At 70.3% G+C, this 20,097-nt stretch carries 17 protein-coding genes; 10 read left to right on the plus strand and 7 right to left on the minus strand.

Going from position 1 to position 20,097, the window contains the following annotated elements:
- Window positions 1-1,756: adenylyl-sulfate kinase (gene cysC, locus AWX74_RS02475; RefSeq protein ID WP_091271180.1), on the plus strand; the 1,756-nt coding region annotated here is incomplete at its 5' end.
- Complete coding sequence (locus AWX74_RS02480) at window positions 1,753-2,526, plus strand: 3'(2'),5'-bisphosphate nucleotidase CysQ (protein ID WP_242666041.1); 774 nt, start codon at window positions 1,753-1,755, stop codon at window positions 2,524-2,526. The genes cysC and AWX74_RS02480, both read left to right, overlap by 4 nt.
- A gap of 71 nt (window positions 2,527-2,597) precedes the next feature.
- On the opposite strand, the gene AWX74_RS02485 is transcribed toward AWX74_RS02480, so the two are convergent.
- Window positions 2,598-3,536, minus strand: a complete 939-nt coding sequence (locus tag AWX74_RS02485) for an AraC family transcriptional regulator (RefSeq protein WP_091271183.1) — start codon at window positions 3,534-3,536, stop codon at window positions 2,598-2,600.
- A gap of 88 nt (window positions 3,537-3,624) precedes the next feature.
- Between AWX74_RS02485 and AWX74_RS02490 the strand changes: the two genes are divergently transcribed.
- Complete coding sequence (locus AWX74_RS02490) at window positions 3,625-4,545, plus strand: NADP-dependent oxidoreductase (protein WP_091271187.1); 921 nt, start codon at window positions 3,625-3,627, stop codon at window positions 4,543-4,545.
- A gap of 196 nt (window positions 4,546-4,741) precedes the next feature.
- Here the strand turns inward: AWX74_RS02490 and AWX74_RS42775 are convergent, their stop codons facing one another.
- Window positions 4,742-5,032 carry a winged helix-turn-helix transcriptional regulator gene (locus tag AWX74_RS42775; RefSeq protein ID WP_249778740.1) on the minus strand — a complete coding sequence of 97 codons (291 nt, stop codon included), beginning with the start codon at window positions 5,030-5,032 and terminating at the stop codon, window positions 4,742-4,744.
- Window positions 5,033-5,326: 294 nt separating this feature from the next.
- On the opposite strand from AWX74_RS42775, the gene AWX74_RS02500 reads away from it, so the two are divergent.
- The 6 genes from AWX74_RS02500 to AWX74_RS02525 all read left to right on the plus strand — a co-directional run bounded on the left by AWX74_RS02500 (window position 5,327) and on the right by AWX74_RS02525 (window position 13,021).
- Window positions 5,327-6,208, plus strand: a complete 882-nt coding sequence (locus tag AWX74_RS02500; protein WP_091271198.1) for an NmrA family NAD(P)-binding protein — start codon at window positions 5,327-5,329, stop codon at window positions 6,206-6,208.
- 37 nt (window positions 6,209-6,245) lie between these two features.
- The gene (locus tag AWX74_RS02505; RefSeq protein WP_091271200.1) at window positions 6,246-7,430 is read left to right on the plus strand and encodes an oxidoreductase; all 1,185 of its coding nucleotides are present in this window, start codon (window positions 6,246-6,248) and stop codon (window positions 7,428-7,430) included.
- Window positions 7,431-7,665: 235 nt separating this feature from the next.
- The gene (locus AWX74_RS02510; RefSeq protein WP_091271203.1) at window positions 7,666-8,910 is read left to right on the plus strand and encodes a toxic anion resistance protein; all 1,245 of its coding nucleotides are present in this window, start codon (window positions 7,666-7,668) and stop codon (window positions 8,908-8,910) included.
- 47 nt (window positions 8,911-8,957) lie between these two features.
- Window positions 8,958-9,449 (plus strand): hypothetical protein, encoded by a 492-nt coding sequence (locus tag AWX74_RS02515; RefSeq protein ID WP_006541157.1) that lies wholly within the window; start codon window positions 8,958-8,960, stop codon window positions 9,447-9,449.
- On the plus strand, window positions 9,446-11,371 hold the full coding sequence (locus AWX74_RS02520) for a TerD family protein (RefSeq protein ID WP_091271206.1): 1,926 nt from the start codon (window positions 9,446-9,448) through the stop codon (window positions 11,369-11,371). Before AWX74_RS02515 ends, AWX74_RS02520 begins: the two co-directional genes overlap by 4 nt.
- A gap of 336 nt (window positions 11,372-11,707) precedes the next feature.
- Entirely contained in the window at window positions 11,708-13,021 is a 1,314-nt protein-coding gene (locus tag AWX74_RS02525; RefSeq protein ID WP_091271209.1) for an HNH endonuclease signature motif containing protein, read from the plus strand.
- 242 nt (window positions 13,022-13,263) lie between these two features.
- Here the strand turns inward: AWX74_RS02525 and AWX74_RS02530 are convergent, their stop codons facing one another.
- The 5 genes from AWX74_RS02530 to AWX74_RS02555 form a co-directional block, all read right to left on the minus strand.
- Window positions 13,264-13,746, minus strand: coding sequence for an acyl-CoA thioesterase (locus AWX74_RS02530; protein WP_091271211.1), 483 nt, complete (start codon window positions 13,744-13,746; stop codon window positions 13,264-13,266).
- A gap of 69 nt (window positions 13,747-13,815) precedes the next feature.
- Window positions 13,816-15,201 carry an aldehyde dehydrogenase family protein gene (locus tag AWX74_RS02535; RefSeq protein WP_091271214.1) on the minus strand — a complete coding sequence of 462 codons (1,386 nt, stop codon included), beginning with the start codon at window positions 15,199-15,201 and terminating at the stop codon, window positions 13,816-13,818.
- On the minus strand, window positions 15,201-16,301 hold the full coding sequence (locus AWX74_RS02540; protein ID WP_091271217.1) for an AMP-binding protein: 1,101 nt from the start codon (window positions 16,299-16,301) through the stop codon (window positions 15,201-15,203). Before AWX74_RS02540 ends, AWX74_RS02535 begins: the two co-directional genes overlap by 1 nt.
- 177 nt (window positions 16,302-16,478) lie before the next feature.
- Complete coding sequence (gene yidD / locus AWX74_RS02545) at window positions 16,479-17,198, minus strand: membrane protein insertion efficiency factor YidD (RefSeq protein WP_091271219.1); 720 nt, start codon at window positions 17,196-17,198, stop codon at window positions 16,479-16,481.
- Between the two features lie 634 nt (window positions 17,199-17,832).
- A complete protein-coding gene (locus AWX74_RS02555) occupies window positions 17,833-18,237 on the minus strand; it encodes a PPOX class F420-dependent oxidoreductase (RefSeq protein ID WP_091271224.1) in 405 nt (134 codons plus the stop codon).
- 395 nt (window positions 18,238-18,632) lie between these two features.
- On the opposite strand from AWX74_RS02555, the gene AWX74_RS02560 reads away from it, so the two are divergent.
- Window positions 18,633-20,096, plus strand: a complete 1,464-nt coding sequence (locus tag AWX74_RS02560; RefSeq protein WP_165615441.1) for an efflux RND transporter periplasmic adaptor subunit — start codon at window positions 18,633-18,635, stop codon at window positions 20,094-20,096.
- Window position 20,097: the final 1 nt, after the last annotated feature.

Raw genomic sequence — 20,097 nt, forward strand, 5'->3', positions numbered from 1 at the left:
TCTCGCCGCGCTGGAAAGCGACTCGAAGAAGGTCGGCACCCAGGGCGACGGGCTCGATTTCGCGCTGCTCGTCGACGGGCTCGCCGCGGAACGCGAACAGGGCATCACGATCGACGTCGCCTACCGGTTCTTCTCCACCGAGCGGCGTAAGTTCATCGTCGCGGACACCCCCGGGCACGAGCAGTACACCCGGAACATGGTGACCGGCGCGTCCACCGCCGACCTCGCCGTGATTCTCGTCGACGCCCGCCGGGGTGTGCTCACCCAGACCTGCCGGCACAGCTATCTGGTGTCGCTGCTGGGAATCCGCAAGGTCGTCCTGGCGGTGAACAAGCTCGATCTCGTCGGATACTCCAAGGAGACGTTCGACGCCATCGAGGCGGACTACCGCCAGTTCGCCACCCAGATCGGCCTCACCGACATCGTCGCGATCCCGATGTCGGCGCTGCGCGGGGACAACATCACCGAGCTGAGTCCGAACATCCCCTGGTACACCGGGCCGACGCTGGTCGGGCACCTGGAGACCGTGGAGATCGCCGACGATCTGCACGCCGGCCCGTTCCGGCTGCCGGTGCAGTGGGTCAACCGCCCGAACCTGGACTTCCGCGGCTTCTCCGGCCAGATCGCCGGCGGCAGCGTGCGTCCCGGCGACCGGGTCCGGGTGCTGCCGTCGGGCCAGGAGAGCACCGTCGAGCGGATCGTCACCGCCGACGGCGACCTCGACGAGGCGATCGCCGGCCAGTCGATCACCCTCACCCTCACCGACGAGATCGACGTCAGCCGCGGTGACATCATCGCCACCGCCGGCGACCCGCCGGGCATCGCCGACCAGTTCGAATGCCACCTGGTCTGGATGAGCGACGAGCCGATGCTGCCGGGCCGGCCCTACCTGCTCAAGATCGGTAGCCGGACCGCCAGCGTGACCATCGCGCAGCCCAAGTACAAGGTCAACGTCAACACCCTGGAACGCACCGCGGCCCGCACGCTCGAGCTCAACGAGATCGGCGTCGCCAACATCAACCTCGACCGGCAGATCCCGTTCGACCCGTACACGGCCAACCGTGACACCGGCGGTTTCATCCTCGTCGACCGCTTCACCCGGGCGACGGTGGCGGCCGGGCTGCTGCACTTCGCGCTGCGCCGCGCCGACAACGTCCACTGGCAGGCCGTCGAGGTCGACAAGACCGCGCGGGCCCGGCAGAAGGGCCAGCGGCCGGCGCTGCTGTGGTTCACCGGGCTTTCCGGCGCCGGCAAGTCGACGATCGCCAACCTCGTCGAGAAGCGCCTGCACGACCAGGGCTTCCACACCTATCTGCTGGACGGCGACAACGTCCGCCACGGCCTCAACAAGGACCTCGGCTTCACCGACGCCGACCGGGTGGAGAACATCCGCCGGGTCGCCGAGGTCGCGAAGCTGATGGTCGACGCCGGCACCATCGTCCTGGCCTCGTTCATCTCCCCGTTCCGGGCCGAGCGGCAGATGGCCCGCGAGCTGCTCGGCGCGGGCGAGTTCATCGAGATCTTCGTCGACACGCCGCTGTCGGTGGCGGAGTCCCGCGACCGCAAGGGGCTCTACGCCAAGGCCCGCCGCGGCGACCTGGTGAACTTCACCGGCATCGACTCGCCGTACGAGGCGCCGGAGAACGCGGAGATCGTGCTCGATGCCAGCGGGTCCGTCTCGGCCGAGGCCGCGGCCGAGACGGTCGTGGACTACCTGCGCGGCACCGGCATCCTGACCCCACCGGAGGCATCGTGAGCACATCCCCGACCTCGGCCGCCAACCTGGCCGGCCTGGGCGGCCTGGCTGACCTGGACGACCACAGCCTCGCCGCGGCCCTCGCCGTCCAGGCCGGCACGCATCTGGTCGCCATCCGCGATCAGGGTGGCGCCGAGGGCGACCGGCAGTCGAACGAGCTGCTGCTGGCCGGGCTGGCGGCGGCCCGGCCAGCGGACGCCGTCCTCTCCGAGGAGAGCGCTGACAGCCCCGAACGGCTCCAGCGCGAGCGGGTCTGGATCGTCGACCCCCTCGACGGCACCCGCGAGTACGGCGAACCGCCCCGTGAGGACTGGGCCGTCCACGTCGCCCTCGCCGTCGGCGGCCGGGCAGTCCTCGGAGCCGTGGCGCTGCCGGCAGCCGGCGGTCTCGTCCTGCACACCGGCGAGCCCCCGGTGCTGCCGCCGCGGCAGCCCGGGCCGGTTCGCCTGGTCGTGTCCCGGACCCGTCCGCCGGCCTGCGTCGACCACCTGCTCAGCCGGCTGGACGCCACCCTGGTGCCGATGGGCTCCGCCGGGGCGAAGGCGATGGCTGTCGTACGGGGCGAGGCGGACGTCTACGCCCACTCCGGCGGCCAGTACGAGTGGGACTCCGCCGCGCCCGTCGCGGTCGCCGCCGCCGCGGGCCTGCACACCTCCCGCCTCGACGGCTCGCCGCTGGTCTACAACCAGGCCAACCCGTACCTGCCCGACCTGCTCATCTGCCGCCCCGAGCTGGCCGAGGACGTCCTCGCCGCGCTGGCCGACCAGTAGCGGCGACCAGTAGCCCCTGCGCGGAGCACACCGCCGTCCGGGGTGGCGATCCGCACCAGGAGGCAATTCCGCTACCCGCCGTGGCGGTACTTGCCGGGTGCGGTCCCGTAGCGGCGTTTGAAAGCGCTGGCGAAGGCGAATTCCGACGTGTAGCCGACCCGGGCCGCGATGTGGCTCAGCGGCGCGTCGGACTCTCGCAGTATCTGGGCGGCGGTGGTCATCCGCCACCAGGTCAGGTATTTCAGCGGCGGCTGTCCGACAAGGGAGGCGAAGCGCCGGGCGAAGGGCGCCCGGGACAGTCCTGCCTCGGCGGCCAGCGCCGCGACCGTCCAGGGCCGCGCCGGGTCGCGGTGTATGGCCTGTAGCGCGAGGCTGGTCGCCGGGTCATTGAGCGCAGCTGCCCAGCCGGTGGCGGGCTCGCATGTGGGCTGCTCGTCGAACCAGGTTCGCAGGATGTGGACCAGCAGGGTGTCGAGCAGTGCGGGGACGATGACGTCTCTGCCAGGACGGGGGTGCTCCAGTTCGGTAGCGAGCGCATCGACGGTGGAGCGTAGTTCGGGATGCCGCGTCAGATGTGCAGGGAGGTGTACGAGCTCCGGCAGATCGCGCAGAAGCGGATGGGTCCGGGCCGGATCGACCTGGTAGGCACCGCAGAGCGTCACCGCAGCGGGGGCAGGCGTACGAGCAGGGGTGCCGACGGTGTCGGCGATGTGGCTCTCGAAAAGCCGCGGGTCGCTCGGATCGCAGGGGGTCGCATCCGGTGAGGTCTTCAGGCTGTCCGCCAGGGTGTGCCCGCGCCCGTGCGGCCGGAACACCACGTCCCCGGCGGCCAACGGCACAGGAACAGTGTCCGGCGCGACAAGCCAACACGGTCCCCGCATGATCACCTGAAAGCCGACGGAGCCGGGCACGGATCCGAACCGTTGTGCCCAGGGGGCGTGCCAGGTCACCCGCGCCGAACGCGGACGACCGGTACGCATGACCGTGATCACGTCGCTGAGCATATCCATCTGCGCAGTATTACCGGTGAGACGATCGAATATGAATCAGGCACTCCTGCGCATGGGCTGGACCGCGTTTTCGCCCTAGGTTCGATGTATGCGCGCGATCCGCATTCATGGGTACGGAGACGCCTCTGTCCTCCGCCACGAAGACGTACCTCGCCCCGTTCCCGAACGGGGCGAGGTACTGATTCGCGTCGCCGCGACCTCCTTCAACCCATCCGAGATCGGGTTGCGTTCCGGGCTGCTGCGCTCCGTCTTTCCGCTGGAGCTGCCGCACGTCCTCGGCTGGGACGTCGCCGGAACGGTCGTCGAGGTCGGTAGCAACGTCCGTACGTTCACCATCCACGATCGAGTCATCGGCCTTCTCGACAGCGGCGCCGCGGCCGAATACGCCGTTGCCCCGATCGAGACACTGGTACCGGCACCGACCTCGATCCCGCTCACCTACTCCGCGGCCATCCCCGTTGCCGGACTCACTGCCTGGCAGGCGGTTTTTGACCACGCCCACGTCACAACCGGCCAGCGGGTCCTTGTGAACGGCGCTGGCGGCGGGGTCGGTGGGTTCGCGGTCCAGCTCGCCAAGTACGCAGGAGCACACGTGATCGCGACGGCAAGCCCACGCAGTTCCGGAGCGGTCGGTCGCCTGGGCGCCGACGAGATCATCGACTACACCGCCTCACCCATTGCCGATCAGCTGGATGAGCCGGTCGACACGGTACTCAACCTCGCCGCGATCACCCGGCGGCAGGCCGATGCCCTGGCCCCACTGCTTCGTCCGGGCGGCATTCTCGTTTCCATCACCACCCCGATCGAACTGCCCACCGGCATTCCCGTGACAGTCAAGAACTTCGTGGCGCGCAATGACACCAGCCAGCTTGCCGAACTCGTCGCACTCGTCGACACCGGTGCGGTCCACATCGACGTCGCCGCGTACCGCCCCCTTGCCGACCTTGCCGCGGTACACCGCGACGCCGAGTCCGGCCGCACCCGCGGCAAGATCATAGTTGTTCCCTGAGGCGCCCCAAACGACTGTAGGCGTGTGAGCGGGCCGCGATCGTGCGGGTTCATCTGCTCGTTGACCCAGGCGACGACGTCCGTCCCGGCTGTCGAGTCCCATGCGACTGATCGGTACGGATCTGTTCTCGTATCGCGATTTGTTGCGCGTCGTCGACCGCGCGATTCCCGGCCGCCGCGGGATATCGGCCACCGCCTCAGGTGGGCTGCGCCGAACGGGCCACGATCTCGTCCGCGTGCCGGGCGATCCAGGCCATCAGGGGTGCCATCTGGATCGCGAGATCGCTGCCAAGCTCGGTGAGGCTGTACTCCACATGTGGTGGGATGACGGGGAACGCCTCGCGGTGGACGAGCCCGTCCTGTTCGAGTGTCCGAAGGGTCTGGGCGAGCATCTTCTCGCTCACTCCCTGCACGGCGCGGCGCAGCTCACCCCAGCGCAGGGTGCGCTCGGCCAGTGTCAGCAGGACGAGGACGCCCCACCTGCTCATCACGTGATCCAGGACAGTCCTGGTCGGGCATGACGAGGGAAAGACGCCGTCCGCGAAGAAAGCCCGGAGTTCGTCGAAATGATCGCCGGTCGGTTCGGTGCCCCGGCTTGGTTTGCCGGCCTGGATCTGTCCGGCGGCTTGATCGGTGAGCTGAGTGCTAACCATAAGGTCAGTACCTTACTTGAAGGTGGGTACTGTGCACTGGGAAGTGTCTGCGGGAGAGTCCGGGTGGGCGCGGACGCGCCCTGACAACGCAGCAGTGCGGCAACGCAGACGCAGCCACCTGGAGATCTGATGTCCCTCGTCGTTACCGGAACCGGCGGCAACCTCGGCCGCCTCGTCGTGGAGAACCTGCTCGCGCGAGGCGTCGACCCTCGGCGGATCGTTGCGGGAACGCGCGATGTCGGCGCGCTGTCGGCGCTGGCCGGGCAGGGTGTGGACGTCCGGCGGATCGACTTCGACGACGCGGCGTCGCTCACGGCCGGCTTCGCCGGCGCGGAGAAGGTGCTTATCGTCTCGGGGACGGACTTCGGCCGCCGGGTGGAACAGCACGTCGGTGCGGCCAGGGCCGCGCGCGACGCCGGCGCGGCGCTCGTCGCCTACACCAGCGCCCCCTACGCCGACACCACCGACCTGCAGCTGGCCGCGGAGCACCGGGGGACAGAAGAGGGCATCCGCGAGATCGGTGTGCCGTTCACCTTTCTGCGTAACGGCTGGTACTTCGAGAACTACACCAGCCAGATCCCGGTCTGGCTGGAGACCGGTGTGATCGTCGGCAGTGCCGGTGAGGGTCGGATCAGCGCGGCGGCCCGGTCCGACTACGCCGAGGCCGCCGCCGCGGTCCTCGCCGGCGAGGGGCACGAGGGTGCTGTGTACGAGCTGGGCGGCGACACGTCCTTCACGCTTCCGGAGCTGGCCGAGCAGGTCGCCACGCACTCCGGCCGGGCGGTTGTGTACCGGGATGTCACCCAGGCGGAGCTGGAGGCCGTCCTGACCGGTGCCGGTGTTCCCGCGCCCGTCGCGGCCGTCCTCGCCGACGCGGACCGGGCCATCAGCGCCGGGCGGTTGCTGATCACCACCGGTGACCTGGCTCGGCTCATCGGCCATCCGACGGCCCCGCTGGCCGACGCCGTGGCTGCCACCGTGGCCGACGCCACCGCGTCCGCAGCTTCGTGACGGAACAGGGGGACCCGCACCAACCTTGAACCGCGGTGTGACTGTGTCCTCGAGCCCTGTCCCTGCAACGTCGAGCTCTGCGGCGACGAGCTCTTCCATCGTGGAGGCCAGCGCGCGCCTGTTGGACGGAACCGACGCGGCGCCGCTGTTCACGCCGTTCTCGCTGGCGGGCGTCGAGCTGGCCAACCGCTTCGTGATGGCGCCGATGACCCGCCAGCACTCCCCGGGTGGTGTGCCCGGCGAGGACGTCGCCGCCTACTACGCGCGACGGGCCGCGCACCTCGGCCTGATCGTGACGGAGGGCACCTACGTCGACCATCCCTCGGCCGGGACGAGCGACCGGGTGCCGCGCTTCTACGGCGACGACGCGCTGGCCGGCTGGCGCCGGGTCGTCGAAGCCGTGCACGGGGCCGGCGGGAGGATCGTGCCCCAGCTGTGGCATCTTGGGGCCGTTCGTGAGCCCGGGGCACCGCCGCATCCGCGGGCGCCGGTGCTCAGCCCGTCCGGCCTGCGGGCCGACGGCGCCGTGGCCGGGGAGCCGGCGACCACGGCGGAGATCGACGCGGTGATCGCCTCCTTCGCCCGTGCCGCGGCGGACGCGCGGCGGGTCGGTTTCGACGGCGTCGAGCTCCACGGTGCCCACGGCTACCTGCTGGACCAGTTCTTCTGGTCGCTCACCAACCGCCGCGTCGACGGCTACGGCGGGAGCCTGTCTGGCCGGGCCCGCCTTGGGGCGGAGGTCGTTGCGGCGGTCCGCGGCGAGGTCGGCCCGGACTACCCGGTGATCTACCGGTTCTCTCAGTGGAAGGGCGGGCACTACGACGCGGTCGTCGCCGAGACACCCCACGATCTCGACACGCTGCTGAGCCCGCTCGTCGACGCCGGCGTCAGTGCCCTGCACGTGTCCACTCGCCGCTACTGGCTGCCGGCGTTCGACGACTCACCGCGCACCCTCGCGGGCTGGACGAAACGCCTGACCGGCCTCCCGACCATCGCCATCGGTTCGGTCGGGGTGCCGACGGCCTTCCGCGGCGACCATGAGGGCGCGGCCGCGTCGCTGAGCCTCGCCCCGCTGCTGGAGCTGTTCGCCCGCGGCGAGTTCGACCTGGTCGGGCTCGGCCGGGCCGTGCTCTCCGAACCCGCCTGGACCACGAAACTGCGGGAAGGGCGCCTGGCGGAGATCCGTCCCTACGACAAGGCGGACGAGACCCGTCTCACCTGACGAGACCGTCTCACCTGAGGAACACCGCTGACGAGCACCGCCCGCGTGCTTTCCACCGGTACCTGGGCGGGTCGTGGCGGGGCCCGGGGGCTTCGCCTGAGTCCGCTGGTCGACAAGGCATTTCGCGTAGGGTCGAAGGTGGCAGACACTTCGTGCGGCCCACTTCATCCGGTTTGTGGTGGGCCACGCCGGCCGAGCAGGGTTACTGCCCGGCGGATGTCGGGGAGGGGACGCCGTGTCGGACTCGTTGGACCTTGGTGGCACACCGGCTTCGGGGGCCGGTGCCGCCTACGCCGGGGCTGCTGCCACGGGTGGCGTGCTGGAGCTGGTGCCGCCCGCCCCGGTGCCCGTCGTTGCCGACGACCAGGTGGACAGCATGGTCCCGCTCGACGAGGCGACCAAGGTGGCGCTGCGGGAGCGCGCCGCGGCGTTCGCGGCCGATCTCGCGGCGCAGGACCCGCGCAGCCCCGCCTTCCAGTCCAAGATCAACGACATCACCCGGATGGGTGAGCGGGAGATCGTGGCGAGCGCGCGGGTGTCCAGCCGGATGCTGGACCGGCCGGCGGCGGCGCTGCAGTCGAGCCGCGGGTCCCGGGGCGGTCGGGCCGGGGCGGACGCTCAGGCCCGGGTCGCCGGCACCCTGGTCGAGCTGCGCCAGACGGTCACCGACCTCGATCCGGGGAAGGCGGACCTGAAGGGCGCCCGCAAGCTGCTGGGCGTGGTCCCGATGGGAAACAAGATCGCCCGCTACTTCCAGCGCTACCAGTCCGCGCAGAAGCAGCTCGACGCGATCATCGGCGCGCTTGGCTCGGGTCAGGACGAACTGCGCAAGGACAATGCGGCCATCGAGCACGAGAAGGCCACACTCTGGGCCGCGATGGGCAAGATCACCGAGTATGCCACGCTCGCTCGCGCCCTCGACAGCGCCGTCTCGGCCCGGATCGACCAGATCAGGATCACCGACCCGGCGACGGCGGACGCCCTCACCTCCGACGCGCTGTTCCCCATCCGCCAGCGCCAGCAGGACCTGGTCACCCAGCTGGCTGTGAGCGTGCAGGGCTACCTGGCCCTCGACCTCGTCCGCAAGAACAACATCGAACTGATCAAGGGTGTCGACCGGGCGCAGTCCACGACCGTCGCAGCCCTGCGCACCGCCGTGATGGTGGCTCAGGCCCTGGCCAACCAGCAGCTGGTCCTCGACCAGATCACGGCGCTCAACGCGACCACCAACAACATGATCCTGTCGACGAGCGAGCTGCTGCGCCAGCAGTCCGGCCGCATCCAGGAACAGGCCTCATCCAGCACCGTGGACGTCGAGACGCTGCAGAAGGCGTTCGACAACGTCTTCGCGACGATGGACGCGATCGACACCTACAAGGTCAAGGCGGTCGACAGCCTCGCGACCACCGTCGCCGCGCTGGAAACGCAGGTCGGCCGTTCGAAGGCCTACCTGGAGCGGGCCCACAACGGCGAGGGCTGACCGGTGCCCGCCCCAGTGACGGCGGGCCCACGGCCAGGGCCGGAAGCATGATCTTCCGGCGGCGTGGCGGGCGCGCCGAAGAAGACGCCGAACAGGACGCGCAGACGTCCCCCGCGGGGCGAGCAGCCGAGCTGCGCAAGGAGCTCGCGGCGATCGTCACCGGAGCGAACGCCGACGGGGGGCGGCTCCCGCCCGGCGCGGTGCCGACCGTGCGCGACATCGACGACGTCCTGCGGCCATTGCTGGTGTATGTCGAGGCCAGGTCGGCGAGCGACGAGGAGCTACGCTACCTGACCATGATCGTCCGTGACTACCTGCCGCGGGCGCTCGACGACTTCCTGGCGCTGCCATCGCAGTACACCGACCGCCCGGGCATCACCGGGACGACCCCCGCCGAGGACCTGGTGCGCCAGCTGCAGCTCCTCGACGAGGGCGCCATCGAGCTCCAGGACTCCGTCTACTCCGGGGACGCCGCGAAACTGGCGATCCAGGCCCGGTTCCTGGAGGCGAAGTTCCGCCGATCGGATCTGGACTCTTGACGGCGACCCTGCCCCGCGGCGGCAACGTGCTGCTGGCGAAGGAGGCACCCGGGATCGAGCGTGTCCGTGTCGTGACCTCCTGGAACGGTGCCGCACCCGAACCCGGGGCCCGGGCTGGGACCAGGGGAGGAACCGGGGCTGGTGTCGGGAGCGATGCTCAGGCCGGCGGCGATGCTCGGGTTGGTGGCGGTGCTCGGGTTGGTGGCGGTGCTCAGGCCGGTGGCGGTGCTCAGGCTGGCGGCGGGCCTCGCGCGGGGCTCGAGGTCGACGGCGTTCTCGTCCTGGTGGATGACGCGGAGCCCACACCGCTGCTGCTTCTCACCAGCCAGGTGCCGAATCCCACGGAGTCGATCGGGGTGTCGCCCCCGCCGAGGCAGCCCTCCGGCGGAGGTAGCGAGGAGGTCGTCGTCACCCTTGCCGCCGTGCCGCGAACGGTCACCAGGCTCCAGTTCGCGGCCGCGATCTATGCCGCCGTCGGGTCCGGTCGGAGCTTCCGTTCGGTGCCGCGCGGCTCGATCCGGCTCTACGACGACACCACCGGCATCGAGATCGTCAGCTACACCTTCACGGTCGAGACCGGCTACGAGACCGCGCTCGTCTTCGGCGAGTTGTACCGGCATCCGACCGGCTGGAAGTTCCGGGCGGTCGGAGAGGGCTACACGGACGGGATGGCGGGCCTGACCGGCTCCCCGAGAGATGCCGGCTCGCCGAGTGGCGTAGGCACCGCGGGTGGCGCTGGTTTGCCGGGTGAACTGCCGGTGGCCAGGCCGGGGGAGGTGGCCTCGTTCATGAGCCGGCTCTCCCGATCCCACAGCCGACGGAAGGTCGCTGATCACTTGGAGGCGGCGAGACGTCCGCGGGCGGCCCCAGCCCCCGCGCCGTCGCCCGTGCCCCCGCGGCCCTCCGTGCCACCGCGGCCGGCCAGACCCACACCGCCTCCGCCTGGGTCTGCGCCTGCACCGCCGTCGTCCGCACCCGCGCGGCCGCCGTCCGCGCGGGCGACGCCTGTGCCGCCTCCGCCTGCGCGAGTGATGCCTGCATCGCCGTCTGCGCAGCCGCCTGTGCCTCCCGCTTCGCCTCCGCCTGCACGGACGCTGCCCGCATCCCCGCCTGCGCAGCCGGTCACGCTCCGTCCACCGGGTGCGGCACAGGCACCCGCCGCGCGGTACCAGGGTCCTGCGGCCAGGCCGCGCCACGACGTCCCAGCCGGCGCGCACCCGTCGTCACCACGGGAGTCCACGCCGTCGCCGCTCGACCTCAGCCAGACGGACGTGGGCCCCAGGCCCGCGACCATCGAGGTGAGCGAGCGGTCATCCCGCTACCGCCAGCGCCACGAGCGCGTAAGCACGCTGGATGCGGAACATCCCGCCACCATCTGGACCGGTGAGCAACGGGGCATCAGCGGCGCCATGACCGTGTCGCTGCACTGGACACCCCTGACGACTCGGACAGGCCTGCCCCGTCCGAGCAACATCCATTTCGGGTGCTTCTGGCAGGCGTTGGACGGTGAGACCGGGGTGATCCAGCAGTACGGCGCCGGCACTGCGACCGGTACCGGGCGTGCTGGCCGCCAGGTTCTGCGGCTCGTCGGGGGCGACGAGCGCGACGAGCAGACGATCTTCGCCGATCTCGGCACGCTCGCGACCTTCAAGCGGTTCTTCGTCTATGCCTACGGCCTGCACCGTGCGCCAGAGTGGGGGCTGCTACGGCCGTCGGTGGTCGTCTCCGCACGGACCGGAGAGCAGCTCACCATCCGGTTGGGGAATGCGCCGGAGAACGCGCGCACGTGCGTGGCGGTGTCGTTCCACGTGGTGGGGGACGACCTGGTGATCCGCCGGGAGAACGACTTCGTCGAAGGCACCCAGGCCGATGCCGCCGTGCGCTACGGCTGGCCGCGGGATTGGGATACGGACGGACGTTGAAACCCGGGCGGAGGACCTGTGGTCTCGCTCGGACTGTGCTCCAGATTTTCCTTTTGAACGCATCGATGTGAGGCGGGGAATCGCGCCGCGATTATATCGGCTGCAGGGGTATGTGGACGGACTACTCGGGGCGGAGTCGTTCTTCTGGTTGGTCTGAGAATCAGAGGTTGCCGGCTTGGGTGTCTGTCTGTCAAGGCGGTCCGGGTGGTGGGTGAACTCGTTGTGTCCTCCGTTCCCCGGCCCGGTCTCGCCGGCTGTTTCCCGGCCTAGTATCACCCTTGCGATCGAACGCCCGTTCGACCTCGTGGTGTGTTTTCGGACCGGAGGTGCAGTGCCATGACTCCCCGCACCAGCTCCACCAGCTCATCCACCTCGCCGGCTCTGGATGGCGGGCAGGAGGCGGGGGTTCCGGTTGCGCATCGGGTGTTCGAGGGCTGGTTGAACGAGCGGCTGGAGCGGCTACGGGTGGCGGTGGCGGGGATCGCCGCGGCGCAGGCGACGGCGATCCGGGTTCAGGCGGAGCTTGCCGCGGCGCGGCCACCGGAGGGGTACGACGAGCTGGATCTGTTCGATTCGGTGGTTGCGGGTGAGGTGGCGGGGGTGATGCGGGTCTCGACGGGGTCCGCGGAGTGGCATCTGCATTTCGCCGACCAGGTCGTCCGTCGTCTCCCTGTCGGGGTGGAGGCGTTGGCTGCGGGGGTGTTGGACCTGCCCCGGCTGAAATCGTTGGAGCACGCGACCGCCCCGTTGGAGGTGGGGCTGGCGGGCCGGGTGGCTGACCTTGTGTTGGGGAAGGGGCCGCGGGCGCATCGGGCTGGGTTCACGGCGGCGTGCCGCCGGGGGGTGATCAGGGTTGATCCCGACGGCGCGGCGCGGCGAAGGGAGGAGCGGCGTCGGGAACGGCGGGTGTGGGTGGAGCCGGAGGAGGATGGGATGGCGGTGTTGGGGGCGTTGCTGCCCGCAGAGGCGGCGTTGGCGTGTCAGGGGCGGATCGAGCAGATCACCGACGCCACGATCGCGGACAGGGACGAGGGGGATGGTCGGAGTCGGGATGAGGTCCGTGCGGACACGTTGATGGATCTGATCCTGGGCCGGTGTGGGCAGCCCGGTCCAGCGGGTGTGACAGGTGCGGACGTGCAGGTGATCGTTCCGATCGGGACGTTGCTCGGGTTGGACGGTGAGCCTGGCGAACTCGCTGGATACGGGCCGATCCCGGCGACGGTGGCGCGGGAGATCGCGTTGCGGCCGACGTCGACGTGGCGGCGGATGTTGACCGACCCGCAGGGTCATCTGGTGGAGCTGGGGGAGCGGCGGTATCCGAGTCCGGCGCAGAAACGGTATGTGCGGGCGCGGAATCCGTGTTGCATGTTCCCGCGGTGTTCCCGTCGGGCGTGGCGTTGCGATCTGGACCACACAAAGCCGTACGCCGGGGGTGGGAAGACGCTGGTGGAGAATCTGGGGCCTTTGTGCCGGCGGCATCATCGGGTGCGTCATCACGGTCGGTGGCGGGTGACCCAGCCCCGGCCCGGGGTGTTCCGGTGGACGAGTCCGACCGGTCGCCGGTACGAAGTCCGTCCGCATTCGTATCTCGACGGGGAGAGCACCACCATCGACCACGGCATGTCGGGTGAAAACGACCGGCTGAGGTGAGTAATCGAGCCCCGGCCGAGGCGGCCGGTCGGCGACAGGACGTCAACTACGGGATTACGAGGTCGTTTATGAACGGCGTCAGCGTGGTCGGTGTGCAGAGCTTCGGCTCAACGGTCTGCCCGCTCGTCACAGGTTACTACGATGCGCTGGCCTCAGTATATGGGCAGGATGAATTTCCGTCGCGATGGAATCACCGCCAGCGGTTTCTGATGCACCTGTCGATAAAGATGCGCATCGATACGTCAGGCGCCAGAACCGGCCGGCACCTGGGCGGAGGCGGGGAAGGACATGGACGCCAGGACGCCGCGGACGCGCTCGGGTACCGGGGCGGGGCCGTTCTCCGACCGGTGCACGATGACGGTGTCGCACAGCGCCAGGCAGGTCTCGCCCTCGAACAGCCCGCACACCTGCAGGATCGAGGTGTTGCCGAGCCGGCCGATCCCGACCCCGACCTCGTAGGTACCGGGGTAGGCGACCTCTCCCAGGTAGTCGATCTCCACTCGGGCCGCGACCACCGGGAGAGGACGCCGCTCGTGGGGCAGGCCGCCGTGGTTCGCGCCGAGCAGGGCCCGATTCATCGCGATGCGGGCCTCCTCGAACAGCGCCGCAATGGCCACGTTGTTCACGTGGCCGAGGCTGTCCATGTCGCCGAAACGCGGCTGCATGGTGAGGGCGAACGGGTAGTTCGCCAGCCGGATCCGCGCCGGGTCGTACTTCGCTCCCATAGCTCCCCTTCTATCGCGTCCCGCGGCGCCGGGGCGATCAGCGTGGCGTGGGTCTCGTTCCGGTCTCGATCAGCTTCGGATGAACGCCTTGTTCTCCATCAGGAAGTCGGCGAGGTACCCGTCGTGCGGGACGCCCGCGGCCATCCAGACGGTGGGTTGGTCGCCCAGGTAGACGTTCCGGATGGTCGGCTCGTTCAGCAGTTGGTCGATCAGCCGGCCGTCCCGGGTCATGACGGTGAGCACCAGCGAGTCCCGCAGCGGGGTGATGCCGGCGTCGGGGGTCCAGGGAGCGATCCAGACGCAGGGGAACGACAGCTCGATCCCCGCCTGCGCGGCGGTCGGCGAGTCCAGCTCGTGGACGGCGGGCCGCAGCACCGCGCTGCCGTCCCCGAGCTCGTCGACGATGCCGTCGCCACCGAGCCAGGCGCGGGTGCCGGCGGCCTTGCGGGCCAGGTACTCCTCGAGGACCCGGGCGCTCGCCAGTGGCTGGACCGGAAGGGCGGCGCAGTCCTCCTCGGGGGGCAGGCTCGGCAGTCGGGCCAGCCGGTCGGCGACGGCCTCGGCCAGTGGCGCCGGGTCGCCCTCCACGAACACCGCGGTCGCGTTGACGCAGCCGGTGCCCCCGCCGCGGGCCACCGAGTCGACGATGACGTCCAGGTGATCACGCCAGTCGGCGTCGGCGGTGATGAGGATCTTCGACCGTCCCGGCCCCTGAATGAGAACGGTCGGGTCGGCGCCGAACCTGCTCACCACGTCGTCGCCGCCGTAGACCATCCCGAGGTCGGCGGCCTGCAGGATGGCGTCGGCGCCGCCGTGGTCAGTGGGCAGCAGCGCCACCTGGTCGTTGGGCGCGCCCGCGAGGCGCAGCGCGGTGATGAGCCGGTGCGGGGTGAACGGGTCACGGCGCGAGGGGCGGACGGCGATCCGGTACCCCAACGTGAGCGCCTCCGGCCACAGGGCATGCGTGCCCGGATGGTTTCCCGCGGCGTGGACCGCGAACACCTCGCCGCGGCGGGCCCAGACCGCCCGCCCACGCCAGGTGGACGGATCCCGCCAGTCGCTGGCCGTTCCCACCGGGCAGGCCCGGGCCACGGTGTCGGCGGCCTTCGTGATCCATTCGGCGGTGGAGCTCGTCGCCCCCCGCACGGTCGAGATCGGCAGCCCGCCGACGCGGCTGACCAGCCGCTGGTACTCCCCGACGGCCAGCCCGCCGATGGTCGTGCTCGCGAAGAGCTTCGCCCCGTCGGCGAGGATCTCCGTCCAGGCGTCGACGGGCAGGGCGTCGGCGGCGTGCAGCTGGCTGACCGTGCGGTGGACGTACAGCGGGGGCACGAGACTGAGCTGGGCGACCTGTGCGCCGGCGACATCCATGATCGCTTGTTGGTTCCTGGTCCGATATTCGCCGGCCGGGCCGAGAGCGGCAAGTTCGACCGGGGACGTGACCGCGGACGTCATCAGTACACCCCCTCGATGACGGCTTCGTTCTCGAAGGTCGCGACCGGGGCGACATCGGCGACAGCGTCACCGACGGTGCCGTCGAGCGCCTTGATCCGGGTCGCCATGTCCCGCTCGAGGTTGTTCGGCAGCAGGAAGCCCTTGCTGACATGGCTGGCCAGGATCTGGCCTCGCTCCCCATAGCCGACGCGCTCGAGGGTGTCCGGGTTGACGACCTCGAAGGTGAGGTACGGCGAGTACGGGTCGAAGATGCAGGGCGCCTCCACCGGCAGGTTCGGCCGCTCGGCGGCGGAGCCCAGGTACATGGTGCTCCCGTACTGGCCCAGGAAGATCGTCTCGGGGAACACCTCGGTGCGGAACAGCGCCAGCGTGTCGGCGTCCATGTGCGCGCCGCCCCACATGATGGCGCGCACCTTCTCGTTCACCAGGTCGACCAGGTCCCGGTGCCGGGACAGGCGTTCGAGCAGCGGCGGGGTGATGTTGAGAGCGCCGACGTTCTGCCGGCGCAGGATGTCAGCGGCCTGGTCGATGATGTGCTCGGCGTAGGCGTCGGCGTCGCTGAGGCGCCGCTGGGCGATGAGCTTCTTCACCCAGCGCGGGTCGAGGTCGATGGTGAACACGTACGAGCCGTGCCGCTCGGTGACCAGCCGGAAGAGCGCGCCGATGATGTGCGGCCCGGAAGGGAGGACACCCAGCCAGTTCAGCCCACGCGGGATGCCGTGCTGGTCGAGGATGTCCTCGTGGAGGCGCAGCAGGCGGTCCTCCCACTCCCGCATGAGGACCACTCGTTTGGGCGCGCCGGTGGTGCCGCCGCTCTCGAAGAACCCGGCGACGTCCGGCCGGTCGCCGTACCCCCGCGCAATGAGATCCTCCGCGTGGGCGTCCCGCAGGTCGGGCAGGACGTTCGGGAAACGTCGGAGATCATGATGGGACCGGATCTCGGCCCGTGGGTCGAACCCGAGGGACTCCGCTCGCCGCAGCCAGAACGGTGAGCCCGTCGCAGGGTTGAAATGCCATTCCATCGCCGCCCGGATGAACTCCTCCGGGTCGGGCACGACATCAAACGGCAGATCGAGAACCTTGTCGGCCAGGAGTGGCATGGGACCTCCCTCGAAGCAGACGACGACGCGGCCGCACGGGAGGAAGGTCGGACCACCTGTCCCCTCACATCCCGCGATGTTGTGGTTCTTCCCCGCAAGGTAAGACCGACACGGCCGTGTCGCCGCCCGCGGCCTGCCGGCCGTCACCGCTGCCGCTGCTGCTACTTGCGCCTGGGCTTAGGGAACCGGGTCGGCGGTGCCCGGAACGACCCCCGGACGGCAGCCGCGCAGCCGGCGTGCGGTCAGGGCGGCTCCGTCGGCCAGCCCGTGGCGGGTTATCGCCATGGCGGCGAAGGCACTGCAGGTGGGCGTGTAGCGGCACCGCGCCCGCATCCGCGGCGACCCGAACCGCTGGTACAGGTGAATGGCCCCGAGCGCACCGCGGACGGACGCCGACCGCGCGACGGATCCACCGGTGTGTCCGGCGTGACTGGCGTGTCCGGCGTGGCTGGAGTGTCGTCCGGTGTGGTTGGTGCCCGCGGTGTGGCCGAGGCGAAGGCGGGCACCGGCGGCTGCCAGCGTCGACAGCACGGTGAACCAGGTCGACAGGGCGAGAAAGGCGGGAAATCCGTCGCAACCGTCGCAGGCGTCACAACCGTCACATGCGTCGAGAGCGTCGCATCCGTCGTCGGCATCGGCCGAGGAGCGCCGCCGCCCACGGCGCCGCTCGCGCCGCCGAGCACGCCATCGCGCAAGCCGTTGCCTGAGCCGTCGTCCGCGCCCGCGCCGCTGCTCGTCCGGTCCGGGGCCGCCGTCGGCCGAGTCCTCGATCGCGGGGAACACCTCCACGGCCGTGGGTCCGGTGGCCGTGCGGACCGCGGCCGGCCGGTCCGCGGTCGTGCGCCGCGTGGGTGTCGGTGCGGACCGCTGGTCTCGGCACGGTGTCTGGACCTGCATGTGCGGGCGCCTCCGGCTCGCCTGTGCCGCAGGCGACGCGGCGCAGCTGACCGTATCGCCGCCGGTGGCTCCTACGCAGGCGGTTCCGGTGGCAGGTTCCGCCGGCGGGTGGGCGGTCAGGCGGGCGGTCGGGGGACGGCGGTCGGAGAACGAGCGAGGCGCGGTTGGGGAACGAGCGGTTGGCCCGGTCGGCGGGTGGGCTGCCGCCGACCGGGCCCAGGATTACCCGCGCCCGCAGACCCAGACGGATCGCGGGGGCACCCAGCGCCGTTCTCCGGCCGCCCAGACCCAGTGGCCGCTCACATGACGCCAGTAGCATCCAGCGGCGGTGGGCACGCGGTCAGGTGGCGGTGACGCCGGCGCGGCCAGGGCGGGCGCCGCGGAAAGAGTCGAACCGAGTGCGGCAGCGGCGATCAGCAGTGGGAATCGGGTGCTCTTCCGGTACGCCATCTCTGCTCCCCCCGGCGCATGAAACGCCATGTCATCGAGGAAGTTCCGGCCGGACTGAGCCTTTTCCATCTCACGGCCCACAGCCAGGGATGCCGCGAGTCCGCGTTGACGACGGAAAAGGTTCATTGCAGCTCGGGCATACCCCGGACCAACGGGAATCAGTCGCCGCCGGCCGTGCGCGGATTCAGAGTGAGGTGTTGCGCGCCTGCATCCCGGGCGCTTCCGGGTCGATTCCCCAGCTGATGATCCGTCGTGGACGAATGCGGATCACCTCCGGGCTCAGGTATCCCTCCGGGGGATCCTCGCCGGTGACGGCGTCGGCCTCCCCGCGGATCTCCAGTCCGCGCACCTGCCAGGGGTCGACCGATGCGATGTCGTCCACGACGAGGGAGACCACCCTGGTCGCGGCGACGTTGCGGAACTTGCGGCTGGCGCCCAGGTTGTACCCGTGCACGTCAATGGTGTCGGTGGCGGCGTTGTGCCGGAAACCGACCGGGCTGTTCTGTGGTGTGCCGTCCGGCGCGACGGTGGCCAGCCGGCCGAGGCGCTGCCCGGCCAGATAGGCGAGTTCGACGGTGGTGAAGATCATGTGCTGATCCTGCAGGCTCAACCGGGCTTCAGGTCAAGCGCCGTCCCGGGAACTGGCGACGGAACGCCGGGGCTCGGTCCGGCGGCGCATCAGGAGGAACATCCGGTCGCCCGCGTGGTCGACCTGTCGGTGTTCGCGTGTGATCGGTGGATGTTCGTCGATCCGGTGGTGTCGCAGTGGATCGGTGTGCGGTATTCCGGAGTGGGATCAACGTCTGCCCGCCGCCCGAACCCGGATCATCTGGGTGCCCATCGACCTACCAGCACAAATCCATGCACTAAACAACGGAAACGGTGATTCATAGCCTACACATAGATTCCGCACGGGCTGGCCACAGCTGCCCTCGAGAGGCTCTCGAACGTGCAGAGACAGATACCGGCCCCATGCGCCCGGTCATGACATTCGTGGGCCGGCTGGCTGCGCGCCGTCGACTGCTGGTCGCGCTGGTCGTGGTGGTGGTCATCGCCGCCGGCATCATCATCTACGCGGTCACCCGTGGTGGATCCGACGACGCGGACGCGGCGACGCCGACTGTCACCTCGCGAACGGTGACGGCGGAGCTCAGTACGATCAAGCAGTCGATCTCCACGACCGGCACGATCGCACCCGCGACCCAGTCTGATCTGACGTTCCCGGCGTCCGGCAAGGTCACCAGTGTCCTGGTCAGCGAGGGTGACAAGGTGACCGTCGGCCAGAAGCTGGCGGCGATCGACTCGGCCTCGCTGGCCGCCAGCCTCGCCCAGGCGAAGCTGACGCTGGCCAACGCCCAGGAGAAACTCGCCTCCGACGAGAGTGCCGACGCCTCCAGCGAGCAGATCGCCGCCGACGAGTCGGCGGTCACGACCGCGACGGACGGCGTCACCTCGGCGGAGGAGGACCTGGCCGGGGCGACCATGACCTCGCCGGTCAACGGCGTCGTGACGAGCATGGGCCTCGTGGTCGGGCAGCAGGTCTCCGGCTCCTCGAGCAGCTCCGGGTCATCCGGCGGCGGCAGCGGCGGCACAGGCGGAATGAGCGCGGGCGGCGGGACGTCCACCGGTTCGGGGAGCACGTCCACCACGTCGACGAGCGGGCAGATCACGGTCATCAGCACCGACTCGTGGATCGTCAACGCGACCGTCGACTCCAACAGCGTCGATCTGATCGCCAAGGGCAACCAGGCGACGATCGTGCCGAGCTCAAGCAGCTCTTCCTCCACCACCACCGGCGGAGGCTTCGGGCAGTTCGCGGCCCGAAACGGCGGTGTGGCCGCCGGCGGCACCGCGGGTGGCGGCACGACGAGTGGCGGCACGACGGGCGGCACCGGCACGACGGGCGGCACCGGCACCGGTTCGGGCACGGCCGCGAGCGGGACCAGCAGCACGATCTACGGAACGGTCGAGTCGGTGGGCCTGATCGCGTCCAGCTCCGGCCAGACCGCGACCTTCCCCGTGGTGATCAAGGTGACGGGCAGCCCCACCGGCCTGCACTCCGGCGCCAGCGCGACCGTCACCCTCATCTACAAGCAGCTCAGCAATGTCCTGGTCATCCCGACCAGCGCGATCACCCAGCAGGACGGCAAGTCCGTCGTGAAGCTCGTCTCCGGTGACTCGACGACGACCCGCGAGGTCACCACCGGAACCGCCAGCGGCGGCTACACCCAGATCGTCTCCGGCCTGTCCGAGGGCGACCAGGTGAAGTACGACGTCATCAGTGTGGTCCCCGGCGGTACCGGCACCGGTGGCGGCACCACGAACCGCAACGGTGGCCAGGGCTACGGCGGCTTCGGCGGCGGCACCGGCAGCTTCCCCGGTGGCGGCAGCTTCCCGGGTGGGGGAGCGGCCGGCGGCGGGGGCGGCTTCCCCGGCGGGGGCAACTGAC

This window comes from Parafrankia irregularis (assembly GCF_001536285.1).
In the GTDB taxonomy this organism is placed as follows: Bacteria; Actinomycetota; Actinomycetes; order Frankiales; family Frankiaceae; genus Parafrankia; species Parafrankia irregularis.